The organism is Gammaproteobacteria bacterium, from assembly GCA_034522055.1.
Classification (GTDB): Bacteria; Pseudomonadota; Gammaproteobacteria; order JAABTG01; family JAABTG01; genus JAABTG01.
The window spans coordinates 1,111,592-1,127,830 of the sequence record JAXHLS010000002.1; the positions used below are offsets into that span (position 1 = coordinate 1,111,592).

The following is a 16,239-nucleotide window of genomic DNA, read 5'->3' on the forward strand; positions in this document are numbered from 1 at the left end:
TCTCATTTCCCCTGGGGAGAAGGACAGAGGCGAGGCCGATCCTCGACGGCGCCTTCGCCCGCCCTGAATTGCAGGGCCGCGAGGCGGGCATAGAGGCCACCTTCCGCCATCAGTTCGTCGTGGCTGCCCACCGCCACCAGGCGGCCCTGATCCAGGACGGCGATGCGATCCACCCGGCGCACCGTGGCCAGGCGGTGGGCGATGACGATGCTGGTGCGGTCCTTCATGAGGGTCTCCAGGGCCTCCTGCACCAGGCGCTCGCTCTCGGCGTCGAGGGCGCTGGTGGCCTCGTCCAGCAACAACAGGGTGGGGTCCCGCAGCACCGCCCGGGCGATGGCGATGCGCTGGCGCTGGCCGCCGGACAGGCGCAGGCCGCGCTCCCCCAGGAAGGTGTCGAAACCGTCCGGCAGGCGGTCCAGGAACTCGCTGGCGTGGGCGACATCGGCGGCCCGACGCACCGCGGCATCGTCCATGTGCTCGAGACCGTAGCGGATGTTCTCCCAGGCATCGGCACCGAATACCACCGGGTCCTGGGGCACGATGGCGATGTGGCGGCGCAGCACCGCCGGGTCCAGGTGCTCGAGGGGCAGGCCGTCGAAGTGGATGGTGCCGGATGACGGGTCGTAGAAGCGCAGCAGCAGCTGAAACAGGGTGGACTTGCCGGCCCCGGAGGGCCCCACCAGGGCGATCCGTTCGCCCGCCGCGATGTCCAGGGTCAGGCCACGCAGGGCCGGGGCCTCGGGGCGCGAGGGATAGACGAAGCCCACGTCCCGCAAGGACAGGTAACCCGCCGGCGGGTCCGGCAGGGGCAGGGGGTCCGCCGGCGCGGTGATGGCGGGACGGGCATCCAGCAGGGCCAGCAGGCGTTCGCTCGCCCCGGCGGCGCGGAACAGCTCCCCCGCCACCTCGCTCAGGGCGCCCACGGAACCCGCCACCAGCACCGCGTAGAAGACGAAGGCGGACAGCTCGCCGCCGCTCATGCGCCCCGCCAGCACCTCCTGGCCGCCCACCCACAGCACGACGCCGATGGCGCCGAAGGTGATGGCGATGACCAGGCCGGTCATGGCCGCGCTCAGGCGCGCCCGCTTGAGCGCGGTGCGAAAGGAGGACTCCACGCGCCGGGCGTACTGCTCGCGGTCCACCGCCTCGTGACAGAAGGCCTGCACCGTGGCGATGCCGTAGAGCACCTCGTCGATGTAGGCCCCCACGTCGGCGATGCGATCCTGGCTATCCCGGGAGAAGCGGCGCACCCGATGGCCGAGGAGCCATACCGGTGCCACCACGAAGGGCACCCCCAGCAGCACCAGCACCGTGAGCTTGGGGCTGGTGATGGCGAGCATGACGACGGCGCCCGTCACCAGCAGCAGGTTGCGCACGGCGATGGCGGCGGTGGAACCCACCACCACCTGCAACAGGGAGGTGTCCACCGTGATGCGGGTGATGACCTCGCCGGTGCGGGCGGTCTCGAAGAAGCCGGGCTCGAGGCCGAGGACATGGTCGAAGACCCGTCGGCGCACATCCGCCACCACCCGCTCGCCCAGCCAGTTGACGAGGTAGACTCGGGCCGAAACCGACAGCGCCATCAGCACCACCACCACCAGGAACAGGGCGAGGGCACCGTCGAGGCCGGCCCCCGAGCCGCTGGCCAGGCCCTCGTCCACCACCTCCCGCAGCACTTGCCCGAAGGCGAGCACCGCCCCGGCGGCAAACAGCAGGGCCACCCCGGCCAGGAAGGCCACGAGGCCATAGGGCCTGACGAAGGCCAGCAGGCGCAGCAACGGCCTGAGATTGCGGGAGGTCTCCCGGCGCTCTCCCGGAGTGTCGCCCCGTCTCATGATGGGTAATTCGGTGACAGTTTACTAATTAGAGGCATCCGCCGCGCGCCACTGGGGGGACGGCCTACTCTTTGCCGGCCCGTACCAGGCCGCCGAGGCCGAGGCCCACCAATTCCTCGTTGAGCAAAATGCGAATGGCTTCAGGGGATTCCATGGCCAGGGAACGGATGAGCAGTTCCCGCGCACGCTCGAGGCTGATGGAGCGGATCACCCACTTGATACGCGGCAGCGCCGAGGCGCTCATGCTCAGGGCGTCGATGCCCAGCGCGGTGAGCAGGATGGCGGCAGCAGGGTCGCCGGCCATCTCGCCACACACGCTCACCGGGCGCCCGTGGTGGCGGGCCCCCTGGACGATCTCCCGCAGGGCCCTCAGCACGGCCGGATGGAGATTGTCGTAGAGCCCTGCCACCCGGGCGTTGTTGCGGTCCACCGCCAGCAGGTACTGGGTGAGATCATTGGTGCCGACCGACAGGAAGTCCACCCGCCTTGCCAGGGCCTCGGCCTGATATACCAGGGCCGGCACCTCTACCATCACCCCCAGGGGCGGCCGCGTGCAATCCAGGCCCTCCTCTGCCAACTCGCGGCAGGCCTGGTCGATGAGGGCGCTGGCCTCGTCCACCTCCTCCACCCGGCTCACCATGGGCAGCAGGATGCGCAGGTTGTCGAGCCCCGCATTGGCCCGCAGCATGGAACGGATCTGGCCGAGGAACACCTCCGGGTGGTCCAGGGTGATACGGATGCCGCGCCAGCCCAGGAAGGGGTTCTCCTCGCGGATGGGGAAATAGGGCAGGGTCTTGTCGCCCCCCACATCCAGGGTGCGCATGGTGACCGGCATGGGGGCGAAGCTGGCCAGCACGTCCAGGTAGATGCGGTACTGTTCGTCCTCGCCGGGAAACTGCTGGCGCACCATGAAGGGAAACTCGGTGCGGTACAGACCCACCCCCTCGCCGCCGCTGTCCCGGGCCGGGGTGATATCCGCCAGCAGGCCGGTGTTCACCTGCAAGGTCACACGATGGCCGTCGGTGGTCTCGGCCGGCAGGTCGCGGAGTTCCCTGAGGTCGCTGGCGAGTTCCTGGTCTTCCCGCTGCAGGCGCAGGTACTCGTCGCGCACGGCGTCCACCGGGTCGATGCACACCCGGCCGCGGTAACCGTCCACCACGATGGCCCGCCCCGCCAGCCGGGCCAGGGGCAGGTCGCCCAGCCCCATGACGGCGGGGATCCCCAGGGAGGTGGCCAGCACCGCCACGTGGGACATGGCGGAACCGGTGGTACAGGCCACCCCGGCGATGCGGTCCAGGGGGGCCTCCGCCAGATCGGCCACGGTGATGCTCGCCCCCACCAGCACCGCGTCCTCGGGGTATTCCACCGCATCACGGCCCTCCTGGCGCAGCAGGTGACGCAGGATCAGGCGTCCCACGTCCCTCAGGTCCTCGCCCCTGGCCCGCAGATACTCGTCCTCCATGTCGTCGAACACCCGGGCGTGGACGGCGATGGTGTGACGCAAGGCCGCCGGGGCCCACAACCCGCCGTCGATGCGCTGCTCCGTCTCCCGCACCAGACTGGCGCTGTCCAGCATCATGCGGTAGGCGTCGAACAGCACCTCGGCGTCGTCGAACAGGACACCCCTGAGGCGCTCGCGGCCGGCGCGCAGCTCCTCCCGCACCTCCTGGATGGCCAGGTGCAGGGCCGCCTTCTCGCCCTCGGGATCGGCGGTGGGACGGTCCTGCACCGAGGCCAGATCCGCACTCGGCACCATCGGCACGATGGTGCCCACGGCCACCCCCGTGGCACCCCGGGTACCGGTGAGGAAACCCATGCCCTGGCCGCGGGGCTCCGCCAGGGTGTCCACCTCGCCCGAGTGGGCCGCATGGATGATGGCGCCGGCGAGCTGGGCGGCGGCGGTGAACAGGAAGGCGACCTCGTCCTCGCTGAAGCGGCGGTGGGCGCTCTGCTGCACCACCAGCACCCCCAACAGGCGCCGGTAATGGATGATGGGCACGCCCAGGAAGGCGTTGTAGTGCTCCTCGCCGGTCTCCGGGAAGTAGCGATAGCTGGGGTGAGCCGAGGCCTCCTCCAGGTTCACCGGCTCCTGGCGGGTACCCACCAGGCCCACCAGGCCCTCGTCCTGCCCCAGTCGCACCACCCCCACGGACTCGGGCTCGAGGCCCTCGGTGGCCATCAGTACGTAGTCGCTGCGGGTCCCGGCCCGCAGGTACACGGAGCACACGTCCACGGCCATGGCCTCGCGGACACGACTGACGATGATGCCGAGGGCCTCATCGAGGTCGTCGGCATTGTCCACCGCCTGGATGATGCGCCTCAGGACATCGAGCATGGCTGCGCCTCCCGGATTCAGTGGACCTCGATGAGTTCCACTTCGAACAGCAGGGGCTCACCGGGGCCGATGACACCGGCCGCGCCCTGCTTGCCGTAGCCCTGGGCCGCGGGTATGGCGATCTCCCAGCGCGCACCCTCGCGCATCATGGGCAGGGCGGCCCGCCAACCCGGGATGACCCGGGTGAGATCGATACGAGTGGGCTCACCCCGGGCATGGGAACTGTCGAACTCGGTGCCGTCGGCCAGGGTCCCGCGGTAGTGCACCGTGACCTCGGAATCGGTATCGGGCGACGCGCCGGTACCGGCCTCGAGCGTCCGGTAGAGCACCCCATCCGCCAATTGTTTCACCCCCTCCCGCTGGCGGAATGCCGTCAGAAACGCCTCCTCATCCGCCGCCTTCTGGGCCAGCAGGGCGGCCTGCTCGCGGCGCACGGCCTCGCGGCGCTCAACCGCAGCCTCATCCATCTCCTGCTGCGTCAGGCGGGGCTCCCGTCCGGCCACCGCGTCCGCGAGACCGAGGGCGAAGGCCTCGGGGTCGATGGCCACGCCGTCACGCTTGAAACTGCGGCCGACCTCGGTACCCACCAGATAGCTGTAGCGCTCCAGCACGGTTTCCGGCTTGCCATCCGCGGCGTCGGTGGCCGGCGCCAGGAACAGGGCCATGGCCACGGCGGGAATCAGTCTCATGGTGCGGTCTCTCCTCGTGATTGCGGACCCGTGCCATGATGCCACATACGGCGTGACCGTTATCAACCGGAGGCGCCGGGGACTCTTTGCGCGCCCTCAAATGCTCAACATCACTACGCCCGCCAGCATCACGGCGCCGGCCGCCAGGTGCTGGGCCAGCCGCTCCTCGTGGAACCACAAGGCGCCGTAGACGATACCGAACAGCAGGCTCGTGCGTTTGACCGCGATCATGTAGGCCGCCTCCACCAGGTCGAGGGCCAGGAAATGGGTGACGGCCATGACACCCATGGCCAGTCCCACGGCGCCGCCGGCCCACGGCCGGCGCCACAGCACCGCCAGGCCCGCGCGCCGCCGGCCGCCGAACAACACCAGGGTGGCGACGCCGAGCAGGGCAAAATAGAAGGGCCCGAAGCTGGCCGGTGTGGCATGGGCCATGGCCGCCTTGCCGAACACCGCGGTGAGACTGTAGAGGGCCGCGGTGGCGAGCATGAAGCGGGCACCGGGCTCATGGCTGATGGCCGCGAAGGGCGCGAGGACGCCCTCGTGGAGGCGCTCCACGTTCAGCAACCATGCCCCCGCCACCACCAGCAGCACCCCCACCAGCCCCACCAGGGGCACCGTCTCTCCCAGCACCACGTAGCCGGTGACCGTCACCAGCACCGGCGTGAACGCCAGGTAGGGAAGGGTGAGGGCCAGGGGGCTGGTCTGGATGGCCCTGACGTAGAACCACATGGCCAGCAGTTCCAGGGGTACCAGCAGGGCCAGCAATCCCCAGAAGGCCGGAGGCACGGGCGGCAGCGGATTCACCAACACCAGGGGCACCATCATCATGCCGGCATAGCCGAAGCGCACCAGCACCGCCTCCAGCGGACTGTATGCCGCGAGGTAGCGCTTGGTGAGGGCGTCCGCCGTGGCGAGACTGAAGGCGCACACCAGGGACAACACGAGCCAACTCATGGCTGGATGGTAACCCGCACCCCTCTTCGCGACGATGAATGCCGAAAGAACGCGCCGAATTCGTTATGATTGGGACGTGTCTTCCATCCGTCCCATATCGGCATCAGGCCCCCCGTCATGCTAACCCTCATCCACACCTTCTGGGCCCTGTGTCTGTTGCGCCTGGGTCCGGAGGACCTGCCCGCATCGGATTTCCTGCTCTATCTGATGCTGGGCCTCCATGCCGTCGCCGTGGTGCTGATCTCGCTCGCCGTCTATCCCCTCGGTACGGCGTTGCTGGCGGGGATCACGGGCACCCTGGTGTTGGCCGGCCTCACCCTGGCCGTGCTGCAGATCCATAAGCTGGCGGGGCGTTTCCATCAGACCCTGACGGCCCTGGCCGGCAGCGGCGCCCTGCTGACCTTTATCGCCCTGGTGCCCAACTGGTGGTTCTACGCCGCCCGTGAGTCCGGTGCGGGCTGGGGTACGCCCACCCTGCTGCTGTTTCTCATCCTCATCTGGAGCGTGGTGGTCACCGCTCACATCCTGCGCCGCGCCCTGTCCACCCACTTCTTTCTCGGCCTAGTCATCGCCGTGGTGTTCTATTGGGTGTCCGCACAGATCCACGCGAGCCTGTTTCCCGTGCCCGCCTGATGCACATCCACATCCTCGGCATCTGCGGCACCTTCATGGGCGGCGTGGCCCTGCTGGCCCGGGCCATGGGCCACCGGGTCAGCGGCTCGGACGCGAACGTCTATCCCCCCATGAGCGACATGCTCGCCCGCGAGGGCATCGAGGTGATGCAGGGCTTCGAACCGGCCCACCTGGATCCCGCGCCCGACCAGGTGGTGGTGGGCAATGCCCTGTCGCGGGGCAACGAGGCGGTGGAGTCCATGCTCAACCGCGGCCTGGACTACACCTCGGGGCCGCAATGGCTGGCCCGGCACCTGCTGCGGGAGCGCTGGGTGCTGGCGGTGGCCGGCACCCACGGCAAGACCACCACCAGCAGCATGCTGGCGTGGATCCTCGAAGCCGCCGGCCTCGAACCCGGCTTTCTCATCGGCGGCGTGCCGGAGAACTTCGGCGTGTCGGCGCGGGTGGGTGGCGGCACCTTCTTCGTGGTGGAGGCCGACGAGTACGACACGGCGTTCTTCGATAAGCGCTCCAAGTTCGTGCACTACCGCCCGCGCACCGCGGTGCTCAACAATCTCGAGTTCGATCACGCCGACATCTTCCCGGATCTGGAGGCGATCCAGCGCCAGTTTCATCATCTGGTGCGCACGGTGCCGGGTGAGGGCCTGATCATCCGCCCCCATGACAGCCCGGCCCTGGACGACACCCTGGCCATGGGCTGTTGGACCCCGCAACTGCGCTTCGGCTCGGCCCACGAGTGGACGGCCGAGGCCATCGACGCGGACGGCAGCCACTTCCGGGTCATGGTGGCGGGCCGCCACGAGGGCACGGTGCACTGGGAACTGGCGGGCCACCACAACATGGACAACGCCCTGGCGGCCCTGGCGGCGGCCCGCCACGCCGGCGTACCCCTGGCCGCAGGCTGCGCCGCCCTGGGCGATTTCCGCAACGTCAAGCGGCGCCTGGAACTGCGGGGCCGGCCGGCCGGTATCGCCGTCTACGACGACTTCGCCCACCACCCCACCGCCATCCGCCTGACCATCGAGGCCCTGGCCCGGCTGCGCCCCGAGGGCCGCGTCATCGCCGTGCTCGAGCCTCGCTCCAACACCATGCGCATGGGCGTACACCGCGCTACACTGGGCCCCGCCCTGGCCGCCGCCGATGTCGTGGCGGCGCTGCAGGGGCCGGCCATGGAATGGGACCTCGGCGAGGCCCTGGCCCCCCTCGGCGCCAAGGCCAGGGTACTGGCCACGGTGGACGCCATCATCGACTACTGCGTCGCCGAGGCGCGCCCCGGCGACAGCGTGCTGATCATGAGCAATGGTGCCTTCGAGGGCATCCACCAGCGCCTCATGAATGCCCTGGAGCGGCATCATGACAAAGCCTGAACGATGCCGATGGCGTTGCCCCACCCGCGACCACGCCCTGCAATACTGGCGATGCCTCAACAGGAATGAACACCCATGGCGGAAAACCTGATCCCCATTTTCCCGCTCAATACGGTGCTGTTCCCGGAGGGACCGCTGCCGCTGCGCATCTTCGAGCCACGCTACCTGGAGATGGTGAGCGAATGCCTGAGGGCGGGCACGGGATTCGGCGTGTGCCTCATCGTGAGCGGCACGGAGGTGGGGGCGGCCCCGGAGATAAACGAACAGGGTACCCTCGCCCACATCACCGACTGGCACCAGCGTAACGATGGCCTCCTGGGGATCACCGCCACCGGCATCCAGCGCTTTCGAATCATCTCCCGCCGGCTGCGCCCCAACCGCCTCATGGAGGCCGACGTGGAACTCGTCGACAACGAGCCGCCCATCGACCTGCCGGCGGAATACATTCCCCTGACGGATCTGCTGCGCCAGTTGATCAAGCAGGTCCCGGACCTGTTCCAGGGCCTCACCATCAAGTACGGCGATGCCGGTTGGGTCAGCAACCGCCTGGCGGAATTGCTGCCCATGCCCCTCGAGGAGAAACAGCAGCTTCTGGAAACCCACGAACCCATGGAACGCCTGGCGCGCCTGCGCGTGATCATGGATCGCATGAACATCCAGTTCTGAGGCCGGGCAGAGCGCCCGCCCGACCATCCCCCGGCCCGCGACGAGGGCCACTTCACCATTTCCGCCGTGATGGCGCTTCCTCGCGCCATGCCATTGCGGGTAAATGAAAAACACGCAAGATGCAACAGGGTGCCCTTGTGGTTTAGGGTAAACCCGAGGGCGTAACGTACGGCCGGAGGTACCCCACGGCCTCCCGGGTGACCAAGGAGGGCCAGGGGGCGATCGCGGCCATTCATCGCTGTCATCCCTTTGGTCGTCCGCGGATGATCACCAAGTACGGCATGCAGGAGGGCGCGGCATGACTCCCCCCGGCAAGCTACCCTCAAAGGGCGCGTAGATACCCGCCGGCCCCCGGGCCGGCAACCATAAGCAGAGTGTCAGATTGAAACATTATGCTCCCGGGAACCGGTATTAGACCGGCCCCAATACCCGCTTCGACGCGAGGAGGCTTGACCCCGATGAAACACCAGATCCAGCAGTTGCCCCATGACCACTACCTGCCCTTCAACTGGCAGTTCGACGAACTCACCACCCACCACGACGTGGAGCGCCGCATTGTCGAGTTCTCCATGACCCCCCGGGGCCGGCCCAGCTTCACCCCTGCCCTGTTGCGGGACCTCAACGCATTTCAGACCGCCCTGGCGGTCGCCGTCACCGAGGCCATGGACCACGGAGAGGATGCGCCGGTGGACTACCTCGTCCACACCTCCTCGGTACCGGAGGTATTCAACCTCGGCGGCGACCTCCAGTTCTTCCTGCGTTGCATAGGCGCGGCTGACGAGCAGACCCTCAGGCACTACGCCCATCTCAGTATCGACGTATTGCACACCAACCTGGTGAATCTCCACCTGCCGGTCACCACGGTGGCCCTGATCGAGGGCACCGCGCTCGGCGCCGCCTTCGAGGCCGCGCTGTCCAGCGATGTCATCATCGCCGAGCGACATGCCCAGATCGGCTTTCCCGAGGTGGTGTTCAACATGTTCCCCGGCATGGGGGCCTACAGCTTCCTGAGCCGTCGCCTGGCCCCCGCCCTGGTGGAACGCATGATCATGAGCGGGCGCATGTACCATGCCGAGGAACTCCATGAGATGGGGGTGATCGACCACCTTGCCGAACCCGGCGAGGGCCGCGAGGCACTGCGCCGTTTCATCCACAATGACCGCCGTACGGCCACCACCCGGCGCGCCCTGCTGAAGATGCGCGAGCGGGTGCATCCCATCACCAAGCAGGAACTGCTGGACATCGCCGACCTGTGGGTGGAATCGGCCCTGTCTCTGACGGACAAGGACCAGCGCATGATGGCACGGCTGGTGAAGGCCCAGGAGAAACGCATGGAAAAACAGGCCTCGGCCCGCGTACAGGCGGTATCCGCCTGAAAGGGATGTAGGCGCGGCCCATGGAGCGGATACAGGGATGTACCGCCCAGGGCCCTGACGCGCCGTGGACTTCGGGGCGGCATGGATGTCAGTTAGGGGTTTCCTTACCCTTGACGTCATTCTCGGCCCCGCTCCGGCCCGCCAGATAGGCCTCGAGAACCCCCTCGGTCTGCTCCAGTTCCCGGACCATGCGTTCGCGCATGGCGGCGCCGTCATGGGCCAGGGCCGCATCATCGGCGCGGGAGGCAAGCCTGGCCAGGTGGTACAGGGAGTTGGCACCGACACTGCTGGCCGAACCCTCCAGGGCGTGGGCGTTGTCGCGGTAGCCATCGTGGTCGCGGCGGGCGATGGCCGCCGCGATGGCGTCCAGGGCGCCACGGGCATCCTCCAGGAAGCCGGCGATGAGATCATCGAGGAACCCGGCGTCGTTGCTGATGGCGGCCAGGGCCTCGAGCACCGACTCGTCCAGGTGTTCCTCCCCCTGCTCCACCTGCCTGAGGTCGTGAACCACCGGGGTCGACGTCCCGGCGGCCATCCCCAGCCTCGCCACCGTCGACAGCAGGGCCTCGATATCGATGGGTTTGGTCAGGTAGGCATCCACACCGGCATCATGGCACTCCCGCTGGGCCACCGCCGTGGTGTTCGCCGACAGCACGATGAAGGGCAACTCCCGGCCGATCCCCATGCCGAAACGATAGGCCCTCATCACGTCCAGCCCCCCCAGCTTGGGCATCTGCAGATCCACGATCACCACATCGAACTCGCTCTCCTCCAGGGCGTCTAGGGCGGCCTCGCCGTCGTTCACCAGGAAGACCCGGTGGCCGGCCTTCTCGAGGATGGCGCGGATCACCTTCTGGTTGGTCTGGTTGTCGTCCGCCACCAGGATCTCCAGCACCGGCTGGTTGTCGTGCACGCCGTAACGGGCCGCCAGGCTGGCCACGCTCTCCGATACCGGCGTAGTGACGAACACGGCGTGGACGGCATTGAATACCTGGGGCTTGTTCAGGGGCAGGTGAATGACGCTGCGGTAGCCCTTGAGCAGGCTACCCCGGTCTGCCGCCCGCTGCTGGTCCCGCACCAGCACCAGGGGCGAGTGCTTCAGGGCGGGTTCCGCGGCCGTGGTGGCGGCGAACTGGCCGGGCTCCAGGTCCCCCGAGGTGCCGTCCACCAGCACCACCTGATAGGCGGTACCCTGACGTGCTGCCGACACCAGGGTGGCGAAGGCCTGGGCGGAGGTCTGAACGATGGTGAGACGCACCCCCCACCCTGCCAGCATCTCCGCCAGCTGCCCGTGCCAGACACCGCCCTTTGACACCAGCAGGGCCTGACGACCGTCGAACACCGACTCCTGCTCCGCGTCGCCGCCGCCGGTCTGGCGCTGCAGGGGTACCTCGAACCAGAAATTCGTGCCCCGCCCCAGCTCGCTGTGGAGGCCCATGGCCCCCCCCATGAGTTCCACCAGGTGGCGGGAGATGGTAGTGCCGAGGCCGCTGCCACCGTAGCTGCGAGTGGTGGAGGCATCGGCCTGGGTGAAGCGCTCGAAGATGCGCTGCTGGGCGTCCTCGGAGATGCCGATCCCGGTATCCGCCACCTCGAAACGCAGCCGCGCCGTGGTGGCATCGGACGTCACCGAGGTCACTCGCAGGTCCACGTAGCCCTCTTCGGTGAACTTGATGGCATTGCCCAACAGGTTGAGCAGGATCTGGCGCAGGCGCAGGGGGTCGCCCCGCAGGGCGTAGGGCACATCCGGATGGATGTGGCTGAACAGGCGGATGCCCTTGGCCTCGGCCTGGCTGTGGGTGGACAGCACGATGCTGTTGATGAGCTCGTGGAGGTCGAGATCGAGGGTCTCCACCATGATCTTGTCGGACTCGATCTTGGAAAAATCGAGGACGTCGTTGAGCAGGTTCAACAGGGTGCGGGCCGAGGCATCGATGGTACGCACGTGCTCGGCGGTATCGCGATCCAGGGGCGCGTCCTGGATGAGATTGGCCATGCCGATGATGCCCGTCAGGGGGGTGCGGATCTCATGGCTCATGTTGGCCAGAAACTGACTCTTCGCCACGTTGGCGGCCTCGGCCTCGGCCTTGGCGCGCTTCAACTTGTCGAGCAGGGACGACACGAACACCGGAATCACCACCAGGGCCACCAGGATCCCCCAGCTGATGGCGGAATGGCTGCCCCAGAAGGGGCTCTGCCACATCACCAGGGCGAAGCCGACGGCCCCCAGGAGGGTACCGAAATAGAGGTATTTGACCCCGTAGCGCACGCCATTGCCGATGGTCACCCACAGGGTGACCGTGAAAAAGGGCGCCCCCAGTTCCCCCGCCTGGTACATGGCGAAGGTAGTGATGGAGAGATCGGTGGTGAGGGTGATGACCCGGCGCACGTGGGAGGGCCGCGGCCAGCGCCGAAAGCTCGCCAGCACCACGAAACCCACCATCAGATAGGCACCCACCAGGGTGGTGGTGAGCAGGTGCCCGGCATCGGCGGCGGCGGAGCTGTAGGTGTAGGCCAGATAGATCAGCACCACTAGGGTGATGGCCACGCGGATGACGGCCTGCTCGCGCTCACCCTCCGCCAGCTTCTCCGAACGACCCGCCTCGGGCCGGGGGATGAATCCCTTGAGCATGTTCACCAGCCGCTTCATGACGCCCACCCGGGGCAGCAAATACCGGCAACTACCATCGCGTATCCCTGCCCGCCTTTCACTTCCCTCATATCAGTCCCGTCCCTTCAGTCCCGTCCCTGATCCTTCAAGTCACTATCGCTCAGCCTCTCGAAGATGTCCCTCACCGAATCCTGGCGCCACAGGAAGGCCTCGGCCACCGCCGGGTCGAACTTGCTGCCGGACTGCTGCTTGATGAAGCCGAGGGCCTCGTCGAAGGGCCAGGCCCGCTTGTAGGGCCGTTCCGACACCAGGGCGTCGAACACGTCCGCCACGGCGACGATACGCGCCGCCACCGGGATCTCGGCGCCCTCGAGGCCCCCGGGATAGCCGCTGCCGTCGTAATTCTCGTGATGCCCCAGGGCGATGATGGCGCCCTGGCGCAGATAGACGGAGGGGCTGTCCTTGAGGATCTCGTAGCCGATCTGGGCATGGGTCTCCATCACCGCCCGCTCCTCGGGGGTGAGGCGCCCGGGCTTGAGCAGCACCGCATCGGGAATACCGATCTTACCGATGTCGTGCATCGGGGCGGCCAACTCGATCTCGTCCACCTCGGCCGCAGACAGATGCAGCTCTTCCGCCAACAGACGGGAATAGCGGGCGATGCGCAGAATGTGGTTGCCCGTGCCTTCGTCACGATACTCCCCCGCCTTCGCTAGTCGCAGCAGGGTCTCTTCCTCACGGGTGCGGATCTGGCGGGTGGCCACGGCCACCTGCTGTTCGAGCCAGGCGGCGCGGTCACGGATGATCATCTGTTGGCGACGCAGGGTGATGAGGTTACGACAGCGGGCCTGGCACTCGTGATGGTCCACCGGGCGGGTGAGAAAATCGGTGGCACCGGCCTCCAGGGCCTGGTAGCGCACGCGGCGCTCGCTCACCACCGTCACCACCACCAGCGGCACGTCGGCGCAAGCGCCGATCTGACGGAAGCGACGGGTGAACTCCACGCCGTCCATGATGGGCATCTTGTAATCCGTCAGCACCAGGTCGGGGACATGCTGCGTCGCATCCTCCAGGGCCTCGTAGGGATTGGAGAAGCTCTTGACCGTGACCCCGGGCTCCACGCTGGACACCAGTTCCTCGAGGATCTTGCGACCGGTGTACTGATCGTCGAGCACCAGCACCCGCACCGGGCGCTTGCGCTGGCCGGCAGGATTAGTTCCGTTCCCGCCACCGTCCTTGTGACCCGGAGAATGGGAACGTAGTTTCTCCGCGGTTAAAGTCATGGAGTACCCCGCCTCGATTGGCTGTGGCTGGAAAACCTTAAACGGCTGAAAACGTATAAAGTTTAACCTCTTTCGGGGCGGGAATCGCAGGGCGCGCCAAATTCGGCCCCCGTGACCATCCGGACACCACCGCCGGGGGCCGGGAAAACCGCCATCTCGGCGCGCCGCCCGGCGCTCACCACGAAGGCGGCAAAGGCATTGAAACTTCGAGTGTTCCGCCCTTTGAGGTTAGTTCAGAAAAGCGGCCAGGGCGGCGTAATAGGCCGGCTGGGCAGCGATATCGTTGTGTCCGGTGCCCGGAATCTCCACCACCTCGAGGCGCTCCGCCGGGAAGGCGTCCACCAGGCGCCGGACGCCGGCGGCGGGAATGATCTCGTCCCTTGCGGCATGGAGGATCAGGGTGTCGGCGGTCACCGCCGGGGCCTCTTTCACCGCAGCATAGCGATCCTTGAGCAACAGCCCCACCGGGAACAGAGGAAAGGCACCGGCCCCAACGGTGACCAGGCTGTCGAAGGGGGTGATCAGTGCCAGCCGCGCCACCGGCCGGCGGGCGGCCACCGCCACGGCCACCGCGCTGCCCAGGCTGCGTCCCATCACCGCCACCCGTTCATGATCGCCGGCCACCCGGTCGTAGAGGGCCAGGGCATCCCGCACCAGAGCCTCCTCGGTGGGAGAGCCCCCGCTGTCGCCGTAACCCCGGTAGGCCAGCATATATATAGTGTGCCGCGGCAGCAGGGCCTCGAACTCGGGGATGTTGTACTCGATGCGCTCGGCGTTACCACCGAAGTAGACGAAGGCCTCGTCGTGCCCGGGCTGCAGGCGCCAACCCCTGAGGGTGACGCCGTCGCGGACCAGCTCCAGGTTGGTGTCGAGGGCAGCCGGCCGGGTGAGCGCGGGAAAATAGATGTAACTGCGCTGGAACAGGTACAGATAGCCGGCCGCCGCCCCATAGATCAGCAGGGCCACCAGGAGCAGGGTCTTCATGGCGGCGGGGCTCCGGCGGCGGGCATCCCCTTCAGCGGTCCCCCTCCCGATCCGACACCCGTTGCAGCACCCGGTCCAGGGCGCGGTGGGGCAGGATCCGCTTGAGGGCGGCGAACAGATGAGTGGGGAAGGTCACGTAGTAACGGACCCGCGGCCGCGGGCTCTCCAGGGCATGGACGAGGCGCCGCAACACCGCCTCCGGCGACTGGGTGAAGGGCGCCGCCGGACCCGGCGTGGTGAGACGCCGTTCCATGGCCTCGTAGACCTGCCGGTGGGCGCTGCGCTCGGCGTCGATATGACGCCGGTACGCGGCATGGGCGTTGTCCCGAAAGCGGCTGGTGATGGGCCCCGGCTCGATGATGCTGACATGGATACCGGTACCGGCGAGTTCGAGGCGCAGGGTGTCCGACAGCCCCTCGAGGGCATGCTTGCTGGCGTTGTAGGCGCCGCGGTAACGCAGGCTGACGAAGCCGAGCACCGAGCTGTTCTGGACGATGCGCCCGCCGCCCCGGCGGCGCATCACGGGTATCACCTGGCGCGTCACCTCGTGGGCGCCGAAGACATTGGTGTCGAACTGCTCCCGCAGGGCCTCCAGGGACAGGTCCTCCACCGCCCCCGGCTGGCCGAAGCCGGCGTTGTTGAACAGGCCGTAGAGTTCGCCGCCGGTCCTGTCCAGGATATCCTCCAGGGCGCGGGCGATGGAGTCCTCGTCCCGTACGTCCAGCCACAGGGACTCGAAGCCTTCCGCCGCCAGGCGCTCCACGTCCCGGGCCCGGCGCGCCGTCGCGAACACCCGGTAGCCCCGCTCCCGCAGGCCCCGGGCGGCGTGATAGCCGATGCCCGAGGAGCAGCCGGTAATGAGCACGGGACGCCCGGGCATCTCAGGTCCCGGGGCGCCGGGCGCCAGGGGGAAATGGATCTCGCCAAGTCGCCAAGCCCAAGAAACAACATGGATAGATGCAGGGCTGACCGGTCACCTGCACCCGGTCATCGGTCACCCGCCGGTGCCACTTCAATGCAAGCCCTTTGCGCACTTAGCGTCTCCGCGAGAACTCGCTTTTTTCTGATCTCACCATACCCTCCGGCTACTCGCCGTGGACCGTCACGGTGACGCGGCGGCGGTGGGCGGCGTGGCGGTGCTCCCACAGGTAGATCCCCTGCCAGGTGCCGAGACCGCACCGGCCATCCGTGACGGGCAGGCTGAGGCCCGACTGGGTGAGCACCGTGCGCACGTGGGCGGCCATGTCGTCGGGGCCTTCGGCGGTATGCCGGAACAGGGGGTCGCCGTCGGTCACCAGCCGGGCCATGAAGGCCTCCAGGTCGCGGCGCACCGTGGGATCGGCGTTCTCGCACAACATCAGGGAGGCGCTGGTGTGCTGGATGAACACATGGCACAGGCCGGTGCGGACGCCGCTGGCCATCACCACGTCGTCCACCCGGCCGGTGATGTCCACGGTGTCGCGGCCGCCGGTAGGAACTGTGATGACTTCCTGCACCCACATG

13 protein-coding genes are annotated in these 16,239 nt (G+C 67.8%); 4 read left to right on the forward strand and 9 right to left on the reverse strand.

Features of this window, described 5'->3' with window-relative positions; genetic code table 11:
* Positions 1-2 precede the first annotated feature (2 nt).
* From U5S82_05395 to U5S82_05410, 4 genes are all read right to left on the reverse strand, one after another.
* Complete coding sequence (locus U5S82_05395) at positions 3-1,835, reverse strand: ABC transporter transmembrane domain-containing protein (GenBank protein ID MDZ7751096.1); 1,833 nt, start codon at positions 1,833-1,835, stop codon at positions 3-5.
* A gap of 64 nt (positions 1,836-1,899) precedes the next feature.
* Positions 1,900-4,170 carry a phosphoenolpyruvate--protein phosphotransferase gene (ptsP, locus tag U5S82_05400; protein MDZ7751097.1) on the reverse strand — a complete coding sequence of 757 codons (2,271 nt, stop codon included), beginning with the start codon at positions 4,168-4,170 and terminating at the stop codon, positions 1,900-1,902.
* Positions 4,171-4,187: 17 nt separating this feature from the next.
* Complete coding sequence (locus U5S82_05405) at positions 4,188-4,859, reverse strand: FKBP-type peptidyl-prolyl cis-trans isomerase (protein ID MDZ7751098.1); 672 nt, start codon at positions 4,857-4,859, stop codon at positions 4,188-4,190.
* Positions 4,860-4,955: 96 nt separating this feature from the next.
* A complete protein-coding gene (locus tag U5S82_05410; GenBank protein MDZ7751099.1) occupies positions 4,956-5,816 on the reverse strand; it encodes a DMT family transporter in 861 nt (286 codons plus the stop codon).
* Between the two features lie 117 nt (positions 5,817-5,933).
* Between U5S82_05410 and U5S82_05415 the strand changes: the two genes are divergently transcribed.
* The 4 genes from U5S82_05415 to U5S82_05430 all read left to right on the forward strand — a co-directional run bounded on the left by U5S82_05415 (position 5,934) and on the right by U5S82_05430 (position 9,858).
* A complete protein-coding gene (locus U5S82_05415; protein MDZ7751100.1) occupies positions 5,934-6,449 on the forward strand; it encodes a hypothetical protein in 516 nt (171 codons plus the stop codon).
* Entirely contained in the window at positions 6,449-7,816 is a 1,368-nt protein-coding gene (gene mpl / locus U5S82_05420; protein ID MDZ7751101.1) for a UDP-N-acetylmuramate:L-alanyl-gamma-D-glutamyl-meso-diaminopimelate ligase, read from the forward strand. The genes U5S82_05415 and mpl overlap by 1 nt, the downstream gene beginning before the upstream one ends.
* Positions 7,817-7,891: 75 nt before the next feature.
* Positions 7,892-8,482, forward strand: coding sequence for an LON peptidase substrate-binding domain-containing protein (locus U5S82_05425; GenBank protein MDZ7751102.1), 591 nt, complete (start codon positions 7,892-7,894; stop codon positions 8,480-8,482).
* Between the two features lie 458 nt (positions 8,483-8,940).
* Positions 8,941-9,858 (forward strand): crotonase/enoyl-CoA hydratase family protein, encoded by a 918-nt coding sequence (locus U5S82_05430; GenBank protein ID MDZ7751103.1) that lies wholly within the window; start codon positions 8,941-8,943, stop codon positions 9,856-9,858.
* Positions 9,859-9,946: 88 nt separating this feature from the next.
* Here U5S82_05430 and U5S82_05435 read toward each other — a convergent pair whose 3' ends face one another.
* The 5 genes from U5S82_05435 to U5S82_05455 all read right to left on the reverse strand — a co-directional run bounded on the left by U5S82_05435 (position 9,947) and on the right by U5S82_05455 (position 16,238).
* Positions 9,947-12,508 carry an ATP-binding protein gene (locus U5S82_05435; protein MDZ7751104.1) on the reverse strand — a complete coding sequence of 854 codons (2,562 nt, stop codon included), beginning with the start codon at positions 12,506-12,508 and terminating at the stop codon, positions 9,947-9,949.
* Positions 12,509-12,594: 86 nt separating this feature from the next.
* Positions 12,595-13,752, reverse strand: a complete 1,158-nt coding sequence (locus U5S82_05440; protein MDZ7751105.1) for a response regulator — start codon at positions 13,750-13,752, stop codon at positions 12,595-12,597.
* 228 nt (positions 13,753-13,980) lie between these two features.
* Complete coding sequence (locus tag U5S82_05445) at positions 13,981-14,736, reverse strand: alpha/beta fold hydrolase (GenBank protein ID MDZ7751106.1); 756 nt, start codon at positions 14,734-14,736, stop codon at positions 13,981-13,983.
* A gap of 31 nt (positions 14,737-14,767) precedes the next feature.
* A complete protein-coding gene (locus U5S82_05450; GenBank protein ID MDZ7751107.1) occupies positions 14,768-15,616 on the reverse strand; it encodes an SDR family oxidoreductase in 849 nt (282 codons plus the stop codon).
* A 205-nt stretch (positions 15,617-15,821) separates the two neighbouring features.
* Positions 15,822-16,238, reverse strand: a complete 417-nt coding sequence (locus U5S82_05455) for a secondary thiamine-phosphate synthase enzyme YjbQ (GenBank protein MDZ7751108.1) — start codon at positions 16,236-16,238, stop codon at positions 15,822-15,824.
* Position 16,239: the final 1 nt, after the last annotated feature.